The following is a 14078-nucleotide window of genomic DNA, read 5'->3' on the forward strand; positions in this document are numbered from 1 at the left end:
TGATCTGAAATCAGGTGATGCCAATTGAAAGAATAAATTAATTCAGTTGACTGACTGTTGTAAAATTTCAATGGACCGTTCATGGAAACTCCTCATAGAAAAAAGAAAGGGGAATCTGGAATGGAAATGAAGGAGTTTTACTTCATTAAGCGACTAACATACGTTTTGATACCCATTATTGTGGAACATGGATATATTTACACAAAAGTAATTGAAGGTCCCAGAGTGTTTCTGGTAAAACTGCCTCCATTGCAAATTATCAAAAACAGCATGCAGCATTACGGGCATGGTTGGGAAGGCGCAAACAAGGCGGCGAAAGCGGCACTGGGAAAAATTGATATGCCCCCTGTAAAAATATGCGGAAAACTGGGAATTTACTGGTTCCCAAGCAAATCCCCCTATGCGGATGATTGCATATGGTTCGCACTGGACCCTATTAAAGACCGCATTCCCATCACTTCGAAAGAAACCAAAATCCTTTTCCCATTTCATCAGCATGTCACTGTACCTCTGAGTCTGGAGCAATTTACGAAGAGACGGATTCGAACGTATGATTTAAAATCAATTTATGAAAAGCGGACCGAAGAAGAGTCCTATTTCTGGCCTTACATGTCAGGGAACGATATGCCAATAGTTCACGAGTCTTTCCAGCCCTACCACGCCACGGAGGAACAGATCGGCGACTTGGATCCATAATATGGTTTTTCAGAAGCAATTTGATAGAAACCATAAAAAAGAAAAATCCGAACGACATATGCACTAACCGGCCTGTTCGGACTTTTCTTTTTACGACAGTATGAATCGGTTATGTTGAAAATTGGACAAAGGGTGCATGATGAGTGGTCACCGCTGACCGACTGTAAAGTCCAATCAACTTCCAGATATATCATGGACTGGATTTCGTAAGGGAGCGTACGCAGTAATATCGATATCCGGCTCTTCGCTTAAAGCCAGCTGTGCTGCAATCATTCCGGCATAAGGACCCATTGTCAGGCCGGAAGAGCCCAAACCGTTTGCAACGATGAGACCTTTGGCCGTCGGGATCTCTCCGATCAAAGGAAGCCGGACCTTTCCAAAAGGCCTGAATCCGATCCGAACTTCTTCAAGGGTTCCTTCCGAAAGACCGGGAGCAACAGAAAGAGCTTCATCCAGTACCTCTTTTACCCCTCCTGCTGTAACACGATAATCAAATCCTCTTCCATCTTCCCTCGTCGCTCCGACGACAACGCGGGAACCCTCAAATGAAAGCAGATAGTAATCAGATTGCGGTGTGATCACAGGCCATGCGGATGTTTCCTGACCGGGCAATCGCAAGTGAATGATCTGTCCGCGTTGCGGCTCAACCGAAATGCCCAAACCCATTTTAGACATCCACGCACCCGCAGCCACAACCACGGAATCAGCGGCAACTCTTTGGTCATTTACCTGAACGCCGATCGCTTTTCCCTCCTTGACTTCCAGATGGGCTTCTCCATGAATAAATTGAGCTCCATGCTTTTTCGCAGCTTTTTTCATGGCATTTGTTAACAAAACGCCGTCGACCCGTGCGGCTCCGCCAATATAAACAGCTTCCAGCCCATCTCTTAATGGAGGAAAAAGAGCTTGCGCTTCTTCAGCAGACAAACGCCGGACCGCCCCCACTTCGGGAGTTTGTCCTTTCCGTTCATTGATGATCCGTTCAATGTTATCCAATTCATCCTTTTGATCACTTACAGAGAGCGCGCCTACTTTGGCATATCCTACATGGCTTTCGCCATCCCCCTTGAGCATGGAGAGCAGGTGAGGGTAATAGCAAGCCCCCGCATTGTACAACACATACCGATCGGGATTTTCCTCAAGCCATGGACAAACAATACCCGCACCGGCAGCGGTTGCCTGCCCTTCATCCCCGCGATCAACGACTGTAACCTCCACCCCTTTTTTTACCAAATGGTATGCCGTGCTCGCTCCGACAATCCCTGCTCCAATGACCGCAACTTTCATGCGCACCCACTCCCTTTTTTCAAAAGATTCTTTATTAAAAGTGTACCAGAAAGAATAAAACCTCGGAATAACAAAAACAATATACATGGAGGTGTCGATATGAAGCAAAACAATCAGGTCAGGAGCAAAAAAAGACCTGTAAGCAGCGTGAACCCGCAGGGATTGACGGAAGATGCGGCAAACCAGGAACCGAAGACGCAACTTGAGCAGCGAGCTAAAAAAATGAATACAAAATAAAAGAAAGAAGCCTTTCAGGTACTGCACCCCAAAAGTTAGAGTGAAAAACTTAACTTTTGGGGTGTATTTTTAATGGCAAAATATAGTGACGAATTTAAGTTAAAGGTTGTGAAGGAATATCTAGAAGGTCCTCTTGGATACAAATTGTTAGCTAAGAAATACGGTATTCCAAGTAAAGCTCCCATTGAAAGATGGGTTAAATCATATAAGGTGTTTGGTTTAGAAGGAATACGGACTAGGCGTTCTAAAGAGGTTTATTCTGTTCAATTCAAGCCAAGTGTATTAAACTTTATGAAAGAAACGGGCGCCTCTTATCAAGATACCGCAATCGAATTTAAGATGAATAATCCTTCCTTAATCGCAAACTGGAATAGAATTTTTCTTGAGGAAGGGATAGAGGGGTTCGTAGCGAAACCGAAAGGACGGACTCCTATGTCTAAAAATAAAAAACCGAAAACGTTAAAACAAGAAAAAGCATTGTCTCGTGAGGAACAATTAGAGCGTGAAAATGAACTTCTACGGTTAGAAAATGCATATTTAAAAAAGTTAAAAGCTTTTCAGGAGAATCCGGATGCCTATCTCGAAAAGCACAAGCAACGCTGGCATTCGAACTCAAACAAGAAGGATTTAGATTAATAGATGTACTCCAAGTGGTGAGCATTCCGGAAGCAACTTACCATTACCACGTCAAACAATTACACAAAGAAGATCCAGACAAAGAATGGAAGGATTTAATAAGTGAATTATTTCATAAACATGAAGGGAAATACGGATATCGTCGTATTCATTTAGAATTGGTAGGCAAAGGATACGAAATTAACCATAAGAAAGTACAACGAATCATGCAGGAATTGGGCTTAAGATGCGAAAAATTCACGCGCAAATCTCGATATAAGTCGTATAAAGGCAAAGTTGGCAAAGTGGCAAAAAATCGTTTGAATCGTCGGTTTCATACACCTATTCCATTACAAAAGCTAGTAACAGATGTCACGGAATTCAAGTGTACAGGTGAGGAGAAACTGTATTTCAGCCCAATTTTAGACTTATACAACGGAGAAATCATATCTTATGGTATCTCTAATAAACCAACTTGACTTTGTCCTTCAGCCACTTGATCGGGCCATTGAAATCATCAAGAAGGAAGCTAGGTATCGAACAACCATACACTCGGATCCAGGCTGGCATTACCAACATAATAAATGGGTCAAAGCACTGAAAGTAAGTAAAATTTTTCAAAGTATGTCTAGGAAAGCTACTTGTGCCGATAACGCTTCAATGGAGAATTTCTTTGGGATAATGAAACAAGAAATGTACTATGGCGAACCATTATTATCTTTATGAAGAATTAAAACAGGAAATTGAGAACTACATATATTACTACAATAACGAGCGAATTAAACAAAAATTGACTGGTTTAAGCCCGGTACAATACCGAACTCAAACCAGCCAAACAGCTGCATAATAAAAACTCTAACTTCGTGGGGTCACCACCGTGCGGGGGCATGTTTTATGAAATTTTCGGTAGTTCGGGAAAATTTACAATGCAAAAAGATATGTCCAATTGAGGAACGTTTTTGAGGCTCACAAGAGCATGCCAGCACTCATTGTTTATTTTCATAATGGCTCTCCAAATGAACAATCCTCACTCTGCTCTTGGCAGGGAGCCGTTTCCATGTGTATTTCCATTGGAGATGGCGTGGATCACAGTAAATAAGTATTTGTCCAAAATTAAGAGACCCTCTTATTTTACCCTCCCCCATGGAAATGTATCGACATTAGAAGATCACGATCTGCACGCAGAATTCGTCAAGCAGTTATTACTCAAAAGTATCCGCCGCCGAAATTTTGTAATATCCCGAACCCTATAATCTTTCCACTTGATCCGCAAACCTTTGCACGATCCCCTGCAGCTTTTCTTTTTCCTGTTGAAACTGCCTGATCCGATGTCCGTTTGCTCCGGAGGGATGCGGGAATCCAAATAAAATATGCGGTGTAGAAATACTGCCCCGTACAGTTAAATCTTCTACTGCCTCAGATACCGTTTTCCCCAGGGGGACAAGCAAATAATCGTGCTGAATGCTGCTAAGTTCCTTGGGAAAAACTTCGTAGGCATAGTGAGTCAGCATTGCAGACTGTTTCACCTTTGGAACATGCCCGGTATAGTTTTTTCCATTAATGAACACCGGATATTTTATGATCGAAGTCGTGTGCAAGAGGTGATCACATTCGTCAAACAACAGCCTGCTGGTTTTCATCCCGAACACTTGATGAACACCAATGTCATCCAGCATTTCAATGACATTGTTTCTCATTGTTCCAGCAAAGCGGGCAGCTCTTTTTGCCTGTAAACACATATCTTTCGCCGAAGCTCCCTGCAGCAAACTTCTTTTCGCCTCCCGGAAAGCCATATTCATCTGGGACCACCCCGGTGTAATCCCCGCCAGTACAATTTTTGCGCGGCGGTTGACGGTCTCATTGTGCGGCGCGTAATACATTTCAATATTTCCTCTTTTGTCTATCAAAAATTTTTCATTTAAAAGATCTTTTTTCTCTATAAATTGGGGCTCCGGCAAGTTCCTAATTAAAGTCAGGACTTCGGCTTTCAACTCGATCACCCGCCTAAGAATAATTTTGCAGCAAGGTATAACACTATAGGTAAAGTATCAAAAAAAGAAGGTGAATCCCATCGACCACTCACTAAGTTATCTCCGTGAAGCTTTATCCAATCATGAAGAGGATGCCAGAGCCATGCGCTTGTTCAACCATCTTTCCGATCACACTTATGAAAATGAAGAAGCCTTCGTAGAAACATTGGAAAGTGAGGACATTGAATATTTGGATGCCCTCCTGGAAGTCGAAATCCGCTATGCAAAGCAGGCACAGGACGAAAAACGCCTGAAAGAGTTAACAGAAGTATACGAGCAGCTTTTCCCATAAGTAAACTTGCTCTTATTTTTTTAAAAACAGCGGATCACCGCTCTACATTAAAGACCCCTTGTGCAATCCGTACGATAATCGGCAATAATGGCAGTTCTAAGCAAGTAAATCCTTCATATTGACCGGGATTTTGGAGCCGAGCAGCAGACCGCCGACTTCAGATAAATAAAACAACCGTGTAACTGACACACAACCGATAACGAAGCGGGTCATTTCGCTCTCAATCCACTGCCGATCATCGCCGGCAAAAACATATCCGCACATCCGATGATCAAATGGTTGCAGAGGCAACGGCTGCTTCGGTACATGAAGCGCGGTAAGGATCGGGATAAAAGGCCATCCCAAATACTTAAACACCGGCGTATATTCTGCAATGACAACACCCATCGTTCTGATGGCTATCCCAACCGGAATGACGGCGATCCACATTTCGGTGACATTTTCGATCCCTTCTTTGACGAGGGATCGGACACTTTTATTTTATTTTTATTCGCCACCAACACGGCTTCCCGGATCCCCCATTTTAACAGAGAAATGTTCGCAGGCATTCCTTCTTCCCCCTTTTAACTCTGTAAGTTCATAGCCCGTATCGGGTTTTCCGGATAATGGAGGGATTCTCGGCATAATCTCAGCAGCATCCAACCCTGCGATTACAATCGTTCTATAATACTCAAGAAAATAACCTTGAAGTTGTAATACTGATTGAACACAATCATGAAAGTGATGGATACTACTGAAAACGTAGCAGCGATGACGGCAGCTTCACGTTTCGTATATTATTCGCCTTCAGATTGCTTAGAGGTCAACAGCCCCCCCCCCCGATGGTTTCATCTCCAACCCTGACAGTCCAGAGAAGAACGTCCAGGAATTTTAAACAGCGGAAGCATCACTTTCGCATGCAGGGCGCCGAACAACTCCGGTAAACCGAAGCTCAACAACAATGGCAGTATTCATCCGGCGAGTAAAAACGTCACAAACAACACGGGAATCAAATCGTAAGCCGGCAATCCACCTGTATTTTTACTGATGAGCCATTCAGGACCTCTTTGAAAAACAGCAAGCACTGTAAAAATAGTCCTCAGAAGTCGTGTGAGGAGCCACCCGTTGGACACATGAAAAACGTTGGGAAGAAAAATATTTTTTACAATAACATCGGGCCTGGTTATTTGTAAAACAATGGATACCAGTGCAGATAGGACCATTAAAAAACCGCGATGTACGGAACAATATCGATCAATGTCTATTCCAGCTTCCCTGATAAATACGCCACTGGGATCGTAATGCCCATCAGCTGTTCGAATAGGCACCATAATATAGAAAAATTCCAATTATGGATGAAATAATAAATATAAAAGATTGGACAACAGAAAAAGACTGCAATGATATTTTCTCGTTCAAAGAAACCTCTTTAGTAGAGAAACTCATATATACTCACCTTCTGTAGTCGTCCAGGCTAACTATACTAGTATAGTATATTGTGTTTAATGTAGTGGATGGAAAATATTAACAGCGTCGATGGCACTCGATACCTTTTAGAAATACTCTCTTGTACAAAACAAAAACCGGCGGGAATCCTTCGCCGGTTTTCATTACCTTATTCATTCAGAGCTTCTTCCATACCCTTGACCATGGCTTTCATGGATTGAAGGCCGCCGCCGGAAAGGTACCAATAATCGGCGTCCAGGTAAATGATATTACCTTCCTGATAGGCCGTTGTTTTTTGTACCAAATCGTTTTCAATCGCCTCTTTTGCAGGCTCTGCTTTTTCTTCAATGGCTGCACTGCGGTCAATAACAAACATAATGTCCGGATTGGTTTCTAAAATATATTCAAAGGAGATTCCCTGGCCGTGGGTAGATGATTCAATGCTTTCATCAGCCGGTTTGAAGCCAAGGACATCATGGATCCAGCCAAATCTGGATGCAGGTCCGTAGGCACTGACCTTCCCTTCATTTGCCAAAACGATCAGCGCTTTTTTATCCATAGCCTCTGTTTTTTCATTCATTTCTGCGATTTGCTGATCAATGGCTTCCAGTTCAGCTTTCACTTCATCTTCTTTTCCAAAGATCTTGCCGATGGTCTCCATGTTCCCTTTAAAGGATTCCATATATTGCGATTCATCCAATCCCATAAATATAGTTGGGGCAATTTCAGCAAATTGATCGTATAACTCAGCCTGGCGGGCAGAAATGAAAATTACATCCGGCTGCAATTCATGAATTGCTTCAAAATCAGGTTCTTTTAAGCTTCCCACGTTTGTATATTGTTCACCTTCATACTTTTCCAAATAAGCAGGAATGTTCATTTGTGGTACACCGGCTGCCTCAATACCCAATTCATCCAGCGTATCGAGTACCCCAAAATCAAAGACAACCACTTTTTCGGGGTTTTTCTGTACCGTCGCCTCCCCATATTCATGTGTAATCGTTATTTCTTCCCCTTGCTTTTCTTCCTCAGATGCTCCCGTTTGGCTTTCTTCACTGCCTCCACAAGCCGCAAGAACAACGGCCACAATACTTAACATCATCCAAAAAGTCCACTTCTTCATGTTCATTCTCCTTTTACAAATATGTATTTACGTCTAAAAAGAACAGGCCTTGCATAGAATCTCAGCAGGTAAACATGTTCCCCAAACTTCTCACCTCACAGATAATGATAATCATTATCAACTATGCTTGATTATTATTATAGCAACACTTTTCAGACAGTCAATACCTAATTGAGAATTTTTCTCATTGATCTCAAAAAAAATGACCCATCGCTGGATCATTCGACATATTTCGGGGCGTGCCAGGCACCTGTCGAAACTGTATGTCCGTTAATGATTGTCTCCTCCACCGGGATGTCCTTGATGTCCATAGGGTCTATTGCGGTTGGATCTGCCCCCAGTACAGCGAAGTCGGCTTTCTTTCCAATTTCAATGCTGCCCGTTTCGGCTTCCTGGAAATTTAGCCTTGCCCCTTCGATGGTCATCGCCCGAAGTGCGTCCTCTACACTGATCGCCTGTTCGGCTCCAAGCCTGACCCCTTCTCTTGTGGCCCGGTTTACCGCTGTCCAGATAGAAAATAAAGGAGAAATTGGAGTAATCGGACAGTCAGAATGCAGCGTAAACAATATGTCTCTTTCCTGTGCACTCCTCAGTGGATTGATATTTTCCGCCCTATCAGGGCCAAGAAACAGCCTCTTGTGGCGGTCTCCCCAGTAATATACATGATTGATGAAGAAGGAGGCAGCGACACTCAATTCTCTCATTTTTTCCAAGTCTTCCATCGCAGCCGTTTGAACGTGCTCTATTCGATGCAGATGCCCTTGGCGGGGGCTTGCCTTCAGTGCAAATTCATATGCCTCCAAAATCGATCCGATCGCCCGGTCACCGTTTCCATGTATTGTTATTCGATAGCCTCTTTTATGAAGATCTAATACTTCTTCATTAAGACTGTCCTGATCCCGTAAAAGCTCCCCCACTGTATCTGGTGCATTATAATAAGGTTTCCTTAATGCTGCGGTATACCCCTGAATGGAACCGTCCTGAAATAACTTGGCACTGTCCAGCCGAGCTCTTTGATTGGATCTTCTTTGTATCTCGGCATCTAATTCCTTGGCTGAAAAATGTCCAAAAGGACCCGACTCGCCCAGCAGATGATGAAGTACCATCAGCCGCATATTTAAAGGGTTCTGGTTATTCTCCATTGCCTTCAAATGAGCATCCAATTCGATTAATCCATAATCCAGTCCCACGCCCGCATCTGTGTTTGTGGTAATTCCTTGTCTTATATAGTCCATTGCTCCTTCTCCGATGTAAGAAGCCATTTCCTCTGCAGTCGGCGTCGGAATCACAGACTGAACTAGCTCCAATGCCGGCAGCTCATGCAACACACCATCCAGCCGTCCATCACCATCTCGGCCCAAACGTCCACCTTTGGGGTCTGCCGTATGTTCATTGACACCTGCCATTTCAAGTGCCAGCGAATTAGCTACCCCAAAATGGGCGGAAATATGACGGATAAATACAGGTTTATCCGGTACGGCCGCGTCCAGTTCCTGACGGGTCGGGTGCCTATTTTCTTCCAACAAGGTGTTGTCATATCCCCAACCGAGCACCCATTGTCCTTCTGGTGTTTTCGCAGATAACTCTTTTACCCGCTTCAAGATATCACCTATATTCCGGTTAGGCGGTGTGCTGCAGTTCGCCTGTTTCCGAAAAAGCGAATACATCAGCAGATGATTATGCGTATCTATAAACCCCGGGATTAAGGTACTTCCTTTTACATCCATGACTTCGGTCTTTACATTGTATACAATATCCGCCCGGGGCGGTACTGCCTCCGGCCAAACTCCGATAATACGGCCACTTTTTACAGCCAATGATCTACCGCGGCTTCCTTGGGAATCCAGCGTTAAAATATTCGCATTTACAATAATTAAATCCGCTTCTGTCACTTGGATGCTCACCTCTTTATTTTTTTAGCAAATTTCTCTCAGCGGTTCGCCAATTTCCATAGGGTAAGGTATAGTACATTAGCTCCCTTTTCAATATCAGGGTAAGCCGTATGCTCTTCCTCACAGTGACTTTTTCCATTTGTACTAGGCACGAAAATCATTGCTGTTTCTGTAATGTTGTTCATATACATGGCATCATGGCCTGCCCCGCTTATTATTTTACGATAAGATACATTTGCATCCTTACACGATTCTTCTATAAGACTCGTAACCTCCTTTGAAAACCGGACAGGAGGATTAGATCCTATTTCAGTTATCGTTACATCGGCAGATGACTGTTGGATTATGGATGTTGCTTCGCTGACAGCTTCCTCCAATTTTTCTGGATCAGCATGACGAATATCCAATGTAAAAACAGTCTCTCCCGGTATAGCATTGATAATTCCCGGAAATGCCTGAATTTGACCGACTGTAGCTACCAGACCGTCTTTTCTCTCGGAAGCCCATTGATAGATATCAGTTATGATCGATGAAGCTGCAACCAGAGAGTCTTTACGCATATTCATCGGCGTGGAGCCTGAATGGTCAGACTGGCCGGAAACTTTTAGTTTGAGCCAGTAAAATCCGGCAATCCCTTCTACAACCCCAATGGACTTCTCCTCAGCCTCCAATATCGGCCCCTGCTCAATATGCAATTCAACAAATGAATTGGCACAGGTAATCCGGTTTTCAGGACATCCCATAAATCCAATTCTCTCCAGCTCTTCTTTAAATAGCAGTCCTTCGGCATCTTTTCTGCCATACACATAGTCTTTTGTGAACTTGCCCGCAATGACACCGCTGCCAAGCATTTGAGGAGTAAAGCGGGCCCCTTCCTCATTTGTAAACGAAACAATTTCAATTGAACGAAGTGGCTTTATGCCTTTTTCTTTTATGGTTTCCACAGCCTCCAAAGCAGCGAGAACTCCCAATGTACCATCAAATTTTCCTCCTTTGGGTACTGAATCTAAATGTGAACCTGTCAAAACAGGAGAAGCTTTAGGATCTATCCCCTCGAGCCTGCCATATATATTCCCCAGATCATCCACCCTGGTTGTCAATCCAAGCTCCTGCATCCATTGAATGAAAAGCTTCCGTGCTTTACGGTCCTCTTCCGTCAGGGCCAGCCTGGATACTCCGCCTTTATCAGTAGCTCCTATCTGTGCCATTGTTTTCATGCGATTTTTTAACCGTTCCAGTTTAATCCCTGTTTGTACATGTATATCCGGCATAGGTGACCCTCCATTACAGTGGTATCTTTTTTCCATCATCCATCTCACCCTGACCTTCCCTTTCTGCCGAATCCAGATCCTCCCAATATACAGCTCTCACTTGTTCTTCCTTATCATGGCCTGTCATCAAGCTAATCACCACCAAACTAATGATGGATACAAGAAAGCCGAAAATAGTGTGATCCAGGCTGATGCCCAAATACGGCCAGGCCAATGTTGCGGCTGCGGCAAGAAGCATACTCCAGACAACACCTTTTTTCGTAGCCCGCTTCCAAAACATGACTGCCAAAAACGGAAAGAGCATGACTGTCGCAGAAAGACGCAATGCCCATTGATACAGAGTAACGATATCCGTCAGAGCATAGGCCACAAACAGACCTAAGACAGAAATAATTACAACAGACCAACGAGCAGCAGCCATCAGCTGTTTCTCACTCGCGTTCGGATTATACAAGCGATAGTATAAATCCCTCGTCAGGTTCGAACTTCCCTGCAGAATGAATGAATCCGCCCCCGTCATTAAAGCAGCCAGCAATCCAACCAGGACAATCCCGCCGATCATCGGATGCAGCAGCTCTACTGTGACATAAGAGAATAAAAGATCCGGGTCCATGTCAGCCGGTGCGAACTGGCGGGCAATCACCCCAATAGAATAGGGCAGTACAGAAATGGCACCCGCAATCGCAAACCCGGTAATGCCGGCTTTTTTTGCAGTTTTTTCATTTTCAGAGGCAAAGATCCGTTGCCAGGTTGATTGCCAAACCATGTAAAAAGGACCAACAGATAAAGCGAATAATAGCACTTCGCTCAAACCATCAGGCCCAAGCGGCGACAGCAGTTCCGGCGGGGTAAGAGTAATAACATTAGTGATTCCTCCGCCATAGAGGACAGCAGCGCCAAATAAAATGACAATCCCTGCTAACAGAACAAAGGATTGATAGGCATCCGTAATAATAGCTGCCGGCAACCCTCCCAAGATGGTAAAACCCAAAATCAGAGCAAAGGATAAGAAGATGCCTACCTCCATATCCATCCCCAGCGCTATGGTAAATACTGTGGACATCCCGACAATCTGCAGGGCCAGTGTAGGAACCGAGTAGATGAAGGCAGATAAGATTGAAGGAACTATCCCTGATTTCCCACCAAATCTTTCACCGAATAAATCCGCCAGCGTATAAAGCTTTTGCCTCCTCAAAGGTGAAGCGAACAGGAAAATGAGAAGAATACTGAAAAATATTCCGGGCAAAGCAAATTTGAAGAACCCTGATAGCCCAACTGTAAAGCCCATTCCTACCCAGCCGATAAAGACTGCAGCTCCACACCAAGTACTGACAATTGTCCCCACAATAGGCCAAAACCCTACACTCCAGCCCCCGATCAAATAATCGTTATATGTCTTTACTTTAAAAAAATAATAGATTCCCGCTGCAAACATGCACACAAAGTAAATCGCAAAATAGCTTAGATACCAACCCATTTACCTGCCTCCTATTTTTTAAATTTTTATACAGATTCAAATGATCCAAAAACTAAAGAGGCAAAACTTCTACTGACAATTCTTTATGATGTCCTGATGTTCATATTGCCGTTTGCTATTACGAGTTTCTCAACCGCCTTATTGAAGGAATTTTTTTGAGTTACCGAATCAGAAATTTCACATGTCCTCAAATACTCTAATCCAAGCGTATAGCTGAGGTTGATAGGGTGCAATATTCTTCAAGGTCTAGCACTTTCTTTCTGATTCCTAAAAAAACGCTTACATTTGGAGGGTTTACCAATTACATGTGTTACCCATTCACCAAATGAAAGATTCATATGTTTTCAAATCTCGCTTTCCAATCTATAGTCGTTTCTTTCATGAAACTCCTCCTTTTTTTCAAGTAGTATAACATGCTGGCGTAGATCATTTGATGAGTCATTTGGCCTGCAACCCAAATAGGGTGGCCACTGCATCAAACAATAAAACAGCTGAAATCCCCGATATCACTGCAATAAGACACAACTCTGCAAAACTATAAATAGAGTTTTATAACATTTTGTTATAACTGATATAGAGGTTCCAGACAAACCGGAACGCAAAAAAGCCCAGCTGTGCTGGACTTGGGGTATGGTGGTCCTTTCGACAAATTCCGAGGTTTTTCGGGGCGTGACAGGCACCTGTCGAAACATCTTTAAATAGCAGATCCCACCTGCTCACCCTTTTCATTATAGATGTAGAAGCCTCGCCCGGTTTTCTTTCCGAGGTTTCCGGATTCTACCATTTTTTTCAATAGTGGAGCCGGACGGTATTTGGAGTCGCTGAACCCTTCGTACAATCCTTCCATTGTAGCAAGCAGGACATCGAGTCCAACGAAGTCTGCCAATGTGATAGGACCCATTTTATGATTGGCTCCCAGTTTCATTGCCTGGTCTACATCCTCAGGTTTTACGCCTTCCATCAGGCAAAAGATCGCTTCATTGACCATGGGCACGAGAATGCGGTTTACGATAAATCCCGGGTAATCTTTACATTCCACAGGATCTTTTTGGATGTCTTTTACAAACTGATAAGCCGTGTCATATGTATCTTGGGACGTAATAAGAGAAGGAATCACTTCAACGAGTTTCATTATAGGCGCCGGATAGAAAAAGTGAAGTCCGATGACTTTTTCAGGCCTTTTGGCAGCTGCTCCAATGGCAGCGATCGACAAGCCCGATGTGTTGGAAGCCAAAATCGCGTCTTTGTTTGCATAGGTATCCAGCTCGGCAAAAACTTTTTTCTTAATGTCCAGCTTTTCCGGTACCGCCTCAATGACTAGTTGTGCCTCTTGAATGTTGGCCATTTCAGTTGTACCGGTGATCCGATCCAGCGTTTGTTCCATATGTTCTTTTGAGCACTTTCCTTTTTCAACTTTTCGGCTCAAATGGTTTGAGATTGTTTTAATACTTTTTTGCACTTGATCCGCAGAAACATCCACCAAGCATACTTTTTTTCCTGCTTCCGCTACTACCTGGGCAATGCCGGATCCCATTAACCCTCCGCCAATCACCGCAACTGTATGAACATTCATGAAACTCCTCCTTTTTTGATCATTCGACATATTTCGGGGCGTGACAGTGGTTGACCCCCTTATAATGGACACATGGTTTATACTGAAATACGACATAACGCAATTTTCCCGGAGGTAAGTGAATGATGTCAAAACAAAGAAACAGCCACCATAGTGTCGA

The 14078-nt window shown here is 43.6% G+C and carries 15 protein-coding genes and 1 pseudogene; 6 read left to right on the top strand and 10 right to left on the bottom strand.

The window, feature by feature from the left end; translation table 11 throughout:
- Positions 1–120: 120 nt before the first annotated feature.
- On the top strand, positions 121–696 hold the full coding sequence (locus ACFSCZ_RS09710) for a competence protein ComK (protein ID WP_380773731.1): 576 nt from the start codon (positions 121–123) through the stop codon (positions 694–696).
- A 174-nt stretch (positions 697–870) separates the two neighbouring features.
- Here the strand turns inward: ACFSCZ_RS09710 and ACFSCZ_RS09715 are convergent, their stop codons facing one another.
- On the bottom strand, positions 871–1983 hold the full coding sequence (locus ACFSCZ_RS09715; protein WP_380773732.1) for an NAD(P)/FAD-dependent oxidoreductase: 1113 nt from the start codon (positions 1981–1983) through the stop codon (positions 871–873).
- Positions 1984–2082: 99 nt separating this feature from the next.
- Between ACFSCZ_RS09715 and sspL the strand changes: the two genes are divergently transcribed.
- From sspL to ACFSCZ_RS20160, 4 genes and pseudogenes are all read left to right on the top strand, one after another.
- Positions 2083–2220, top strand: coding sequence for a small, acid-soluble spore protein L (sspL, locus tag ACFSCZ_RS09720; RefSeq protein WP_380773733.1), 138 nt, complete (start codon positions 2083–2085; stop codon positions 2218–2220).
- Positions 2221–2292: 72 nt separating this feature from the next.
- Positions 2293–2856, top strand: coding sequence for a helix-turn-helix domain-containing protein (locus tag ACFSCZ_RS09725; protein WP_380773734.1), 564 nt, complete (start codon positions 2293–2295; stop codon positions 2854–2856).
- 17 nt (positions 2857–2873) lie between these two features.
- Entirely contained in the window at positions 2874–3314 is a 441-nt protein-coding gene (locus ACFSCZ_RS09730; RefSeq protein ID WP_380773735.1) for an IS3 family transposase, read from the top strand.
- 67 nt (positions 3315–3381) lie between these two features.
- Positions 3382–3682 (top strand): annotated as a pseudogene (locus ACFSCZ_RS20160) (transposase); the annotation flags it as partial.
- A gap of 400 nt (positions 3683–4082) precedes the next feature.
- On the opposite strand, the gene ACFSCZ_RS09740 reads toward ACFSCZ_RS20160, so the two are convergent.
- Positions 4083–4826, bottom strand: coding sequence for a hypothetical protein (locus ACFSCZ_RS09740; RefSeq protein WP_380773737.1), 744 nt, complete (start codon positions 4824–4826; stop codon positions 4083–4085).
- 70 nt (positions 4827–4896) lie between these two features.
- Here ACFSCZ_RS09740 and ACFSCZ_RS09745 point away from each other — a divergent pair, with 70 nt between their 5' ends.
- A complete protein-coding gene (locus ACFSCZ_RS09745; protein ID WP_380773738.1) occupies positions 4897–5157 on the top strand; it encodes a sporulation protein in 261 nt (86 codons plus the stop codon).
- A 96-nt stretch (positions 5158–5253) separates the two neighbouring features.
- On the opposite strand, the gene ACFSCZ_RS09750 is transcribed toward ACFSCZ_RS09745, so the two are convergent.
- The 8 genes from ACFSCZ_RS09750 to ACFSCZ_RS09785 all read right to left on the bottom strand — a co-directional run bounded on the left by ACFSCZ_RS09750 (position 5254) and on the right by ACFSCZ_RS09785 (position 13918).
- Positions 5254–5586, bottom strand: a complete 333-nt coding sequence (locus ACFSCZ_RS09750; protein WP_380773739.1) for a hypothetical protein — start codon at positions 5584–5586, stop codon at positions 5254–5256.
- A gap of 57 nt (positions 5587–5643) precedes the next feature.
- Complete coding sequence (locus ACFSCZ_RS09755; RefSeq protein WP_380773740.1) at positions 5644–5781, bottom strand: hypothetical protein; 138 nt, start codon at positions 5779–5781, stop codon at positions 5644–5646.
- A 326-nt stretch (positions 5782–6107) separates the two neighbouring features.
- Positions 6108–6467 carry a hypothetical protein gene (locus ACFSCZ_RS09760; protein WP_380773741.1) on the bottom strand — a complete coding sequence of 120 codons (360 nt, stop codon included), beginning with the start codon at positions 6465–6467 and terminating at the stop codon, positions 6108–6110.
- A 284-nt stretch (positions 6468–6751) separates the two neighbouring features.
- Positions 6752–7705 (bottom strand): siderophore ABC transporter substrate-binding protein, encoded by a 954-nt coding sequence (locus ACFSCZ_RS09765; protein ID WP_380773742.1) that lies wholly within the window; start codon positions 7703–7705, stop codon positions 6752–6754.
- 218 nt (positions 7706–7923) lie between these two features.
- On the bottom strand, positions 7924–9597 hold the full coding sequence (locus ACFSCZ_RS09770; protein WP_380773743.1) for an amidohydrolase: 1674 nt from the start codon (positions 9595–9597) through the stop codon (positions 7924–7926).
- 38 nt (positions 9598–9635) lie between these two features.
- Positions 9636–10868 carry a Zn-dependent hydrolase gene (locus tag ACFSCZ_RS09775; protein ID WP_380773744.1) on the bottom strand — a complete coding sequence of 411 codons (1233 nt, stop codon included), beginning with the start codon at positions 10866–10868 and terminating at the stop codon, positions 9636–9638.
- Between the two features lie 13 nt (positions 10869–10881).
- The gene (locus ACFSCZ_RS09780) at positions 10882–12345 is read right to left on the bottom strand and encodes a sodium:solute symporter family protein (protein ID WP_380773745.1); all 1464 of its coding nucleotides are present in this window, start codon (positions 12343–12345) and stop codon (positions 10882–10884) included.
- Between the two features lie 694 nt (positions 12346–13039).
- Complete coding sequence (locus ACFSCZ_RS09785; protein WP_380773746.1) at positions 13040–13918, bottom strand: 3-hydroxyacyl-CoA dehydrogenase family protein; 879 nt, start codon at positions 13916–13918, stop codon at positions 13040–13042.
- Positions 13919–14078: the final 160 nt, after the last annotated feature.

This window comes from Siminovitchia sediminis (assembly GCF_042680885.1).
In the GTDB taxonomy this organism is placed as follows: domain Bacteria; phylum Bacillota; class Bacilli; order Bacillales; family Bacillaceae_C; genus Siminovitchia; species Siminovitchia sediminis.

Coding starts and splice junctions, on each gene's coding strand:
- ACFSCZ_RS09710 (WP_380773731.1), top strand. CDS start 121: ATGGAAATGAAGGAGTTTTACTTCATTAAGCGACTAACATACGTTTTG.
- ACFSCZ_RS09715 (WP_380773732.1), bottom strand. CDS start 1,983: ATGAAAGTTGCGGTCATTGGAGCAGGGATTGTCGGAGCGAGCACGGCA.
- sspL (WP_380773733.1), top strand. CDS start 2,083: ATGAAGCAAAACAATCAGGTCAGGAGCAAAAAAAGACCTGTAAGCAGC.
- ACFSCZ_RS09725 (WP_380773734.1), top strand. CDS start 2,293: ATGGCAAAATATAGTGACGAATTTAAGTTAAAGGTTGTGAAGGAATAT.
- ACFSCZ_RS09750 (WP_380773739.1), bottom strand. CDS start 5,586: ATGTGGATCGCCGTCATTCCGGTTGGGATAGCCATCAGAACGATGGGT.
- ACFSCZ_RS09755 (WP_380773740.1), bottom strand. CDS start 5,781: ATGCCGAGAATCCCTCCATTATCCGGAAAACCCGATACGGGCTATGAA.
- ACFSCZ_RS09760 (WP_380773741.1), bottom strand. CDS start 6,467: ATGGTGCCTATTCGAACAGCTGATGGGCATTACGATCCCAGTGGCGTA.
- ACFSCZ_RS09765 (WP_380773742.1), bottom strand. CDS start 7,705: ATGAAGAAGTGGACTTTTTGGATGATGTTAAGTATTGTGGCCGTTGTT.
- ACFSCZ_RS09775 (WP_380773744.1), bottom strand. CDS start 10,868: ATGCCGGATATACATGTACAAACAGGGATTAAACTGGAACGGTTAAAA.
- ACFSCZ_RS09780 (WP_380773745.1), bottom strand. CDS start 12,345: ATGGGTTGGTATCTAAGCTATTTTGCGATTTACTTTGTGTGCATGTTT.
- ACFSCZ_RS09785 (WP_380773746.1), bottom strand. CDS start 13,918: ATGAATGTTCATACAGTTGCGGTGATTGGCGGAGGGTTAATGGGATCC.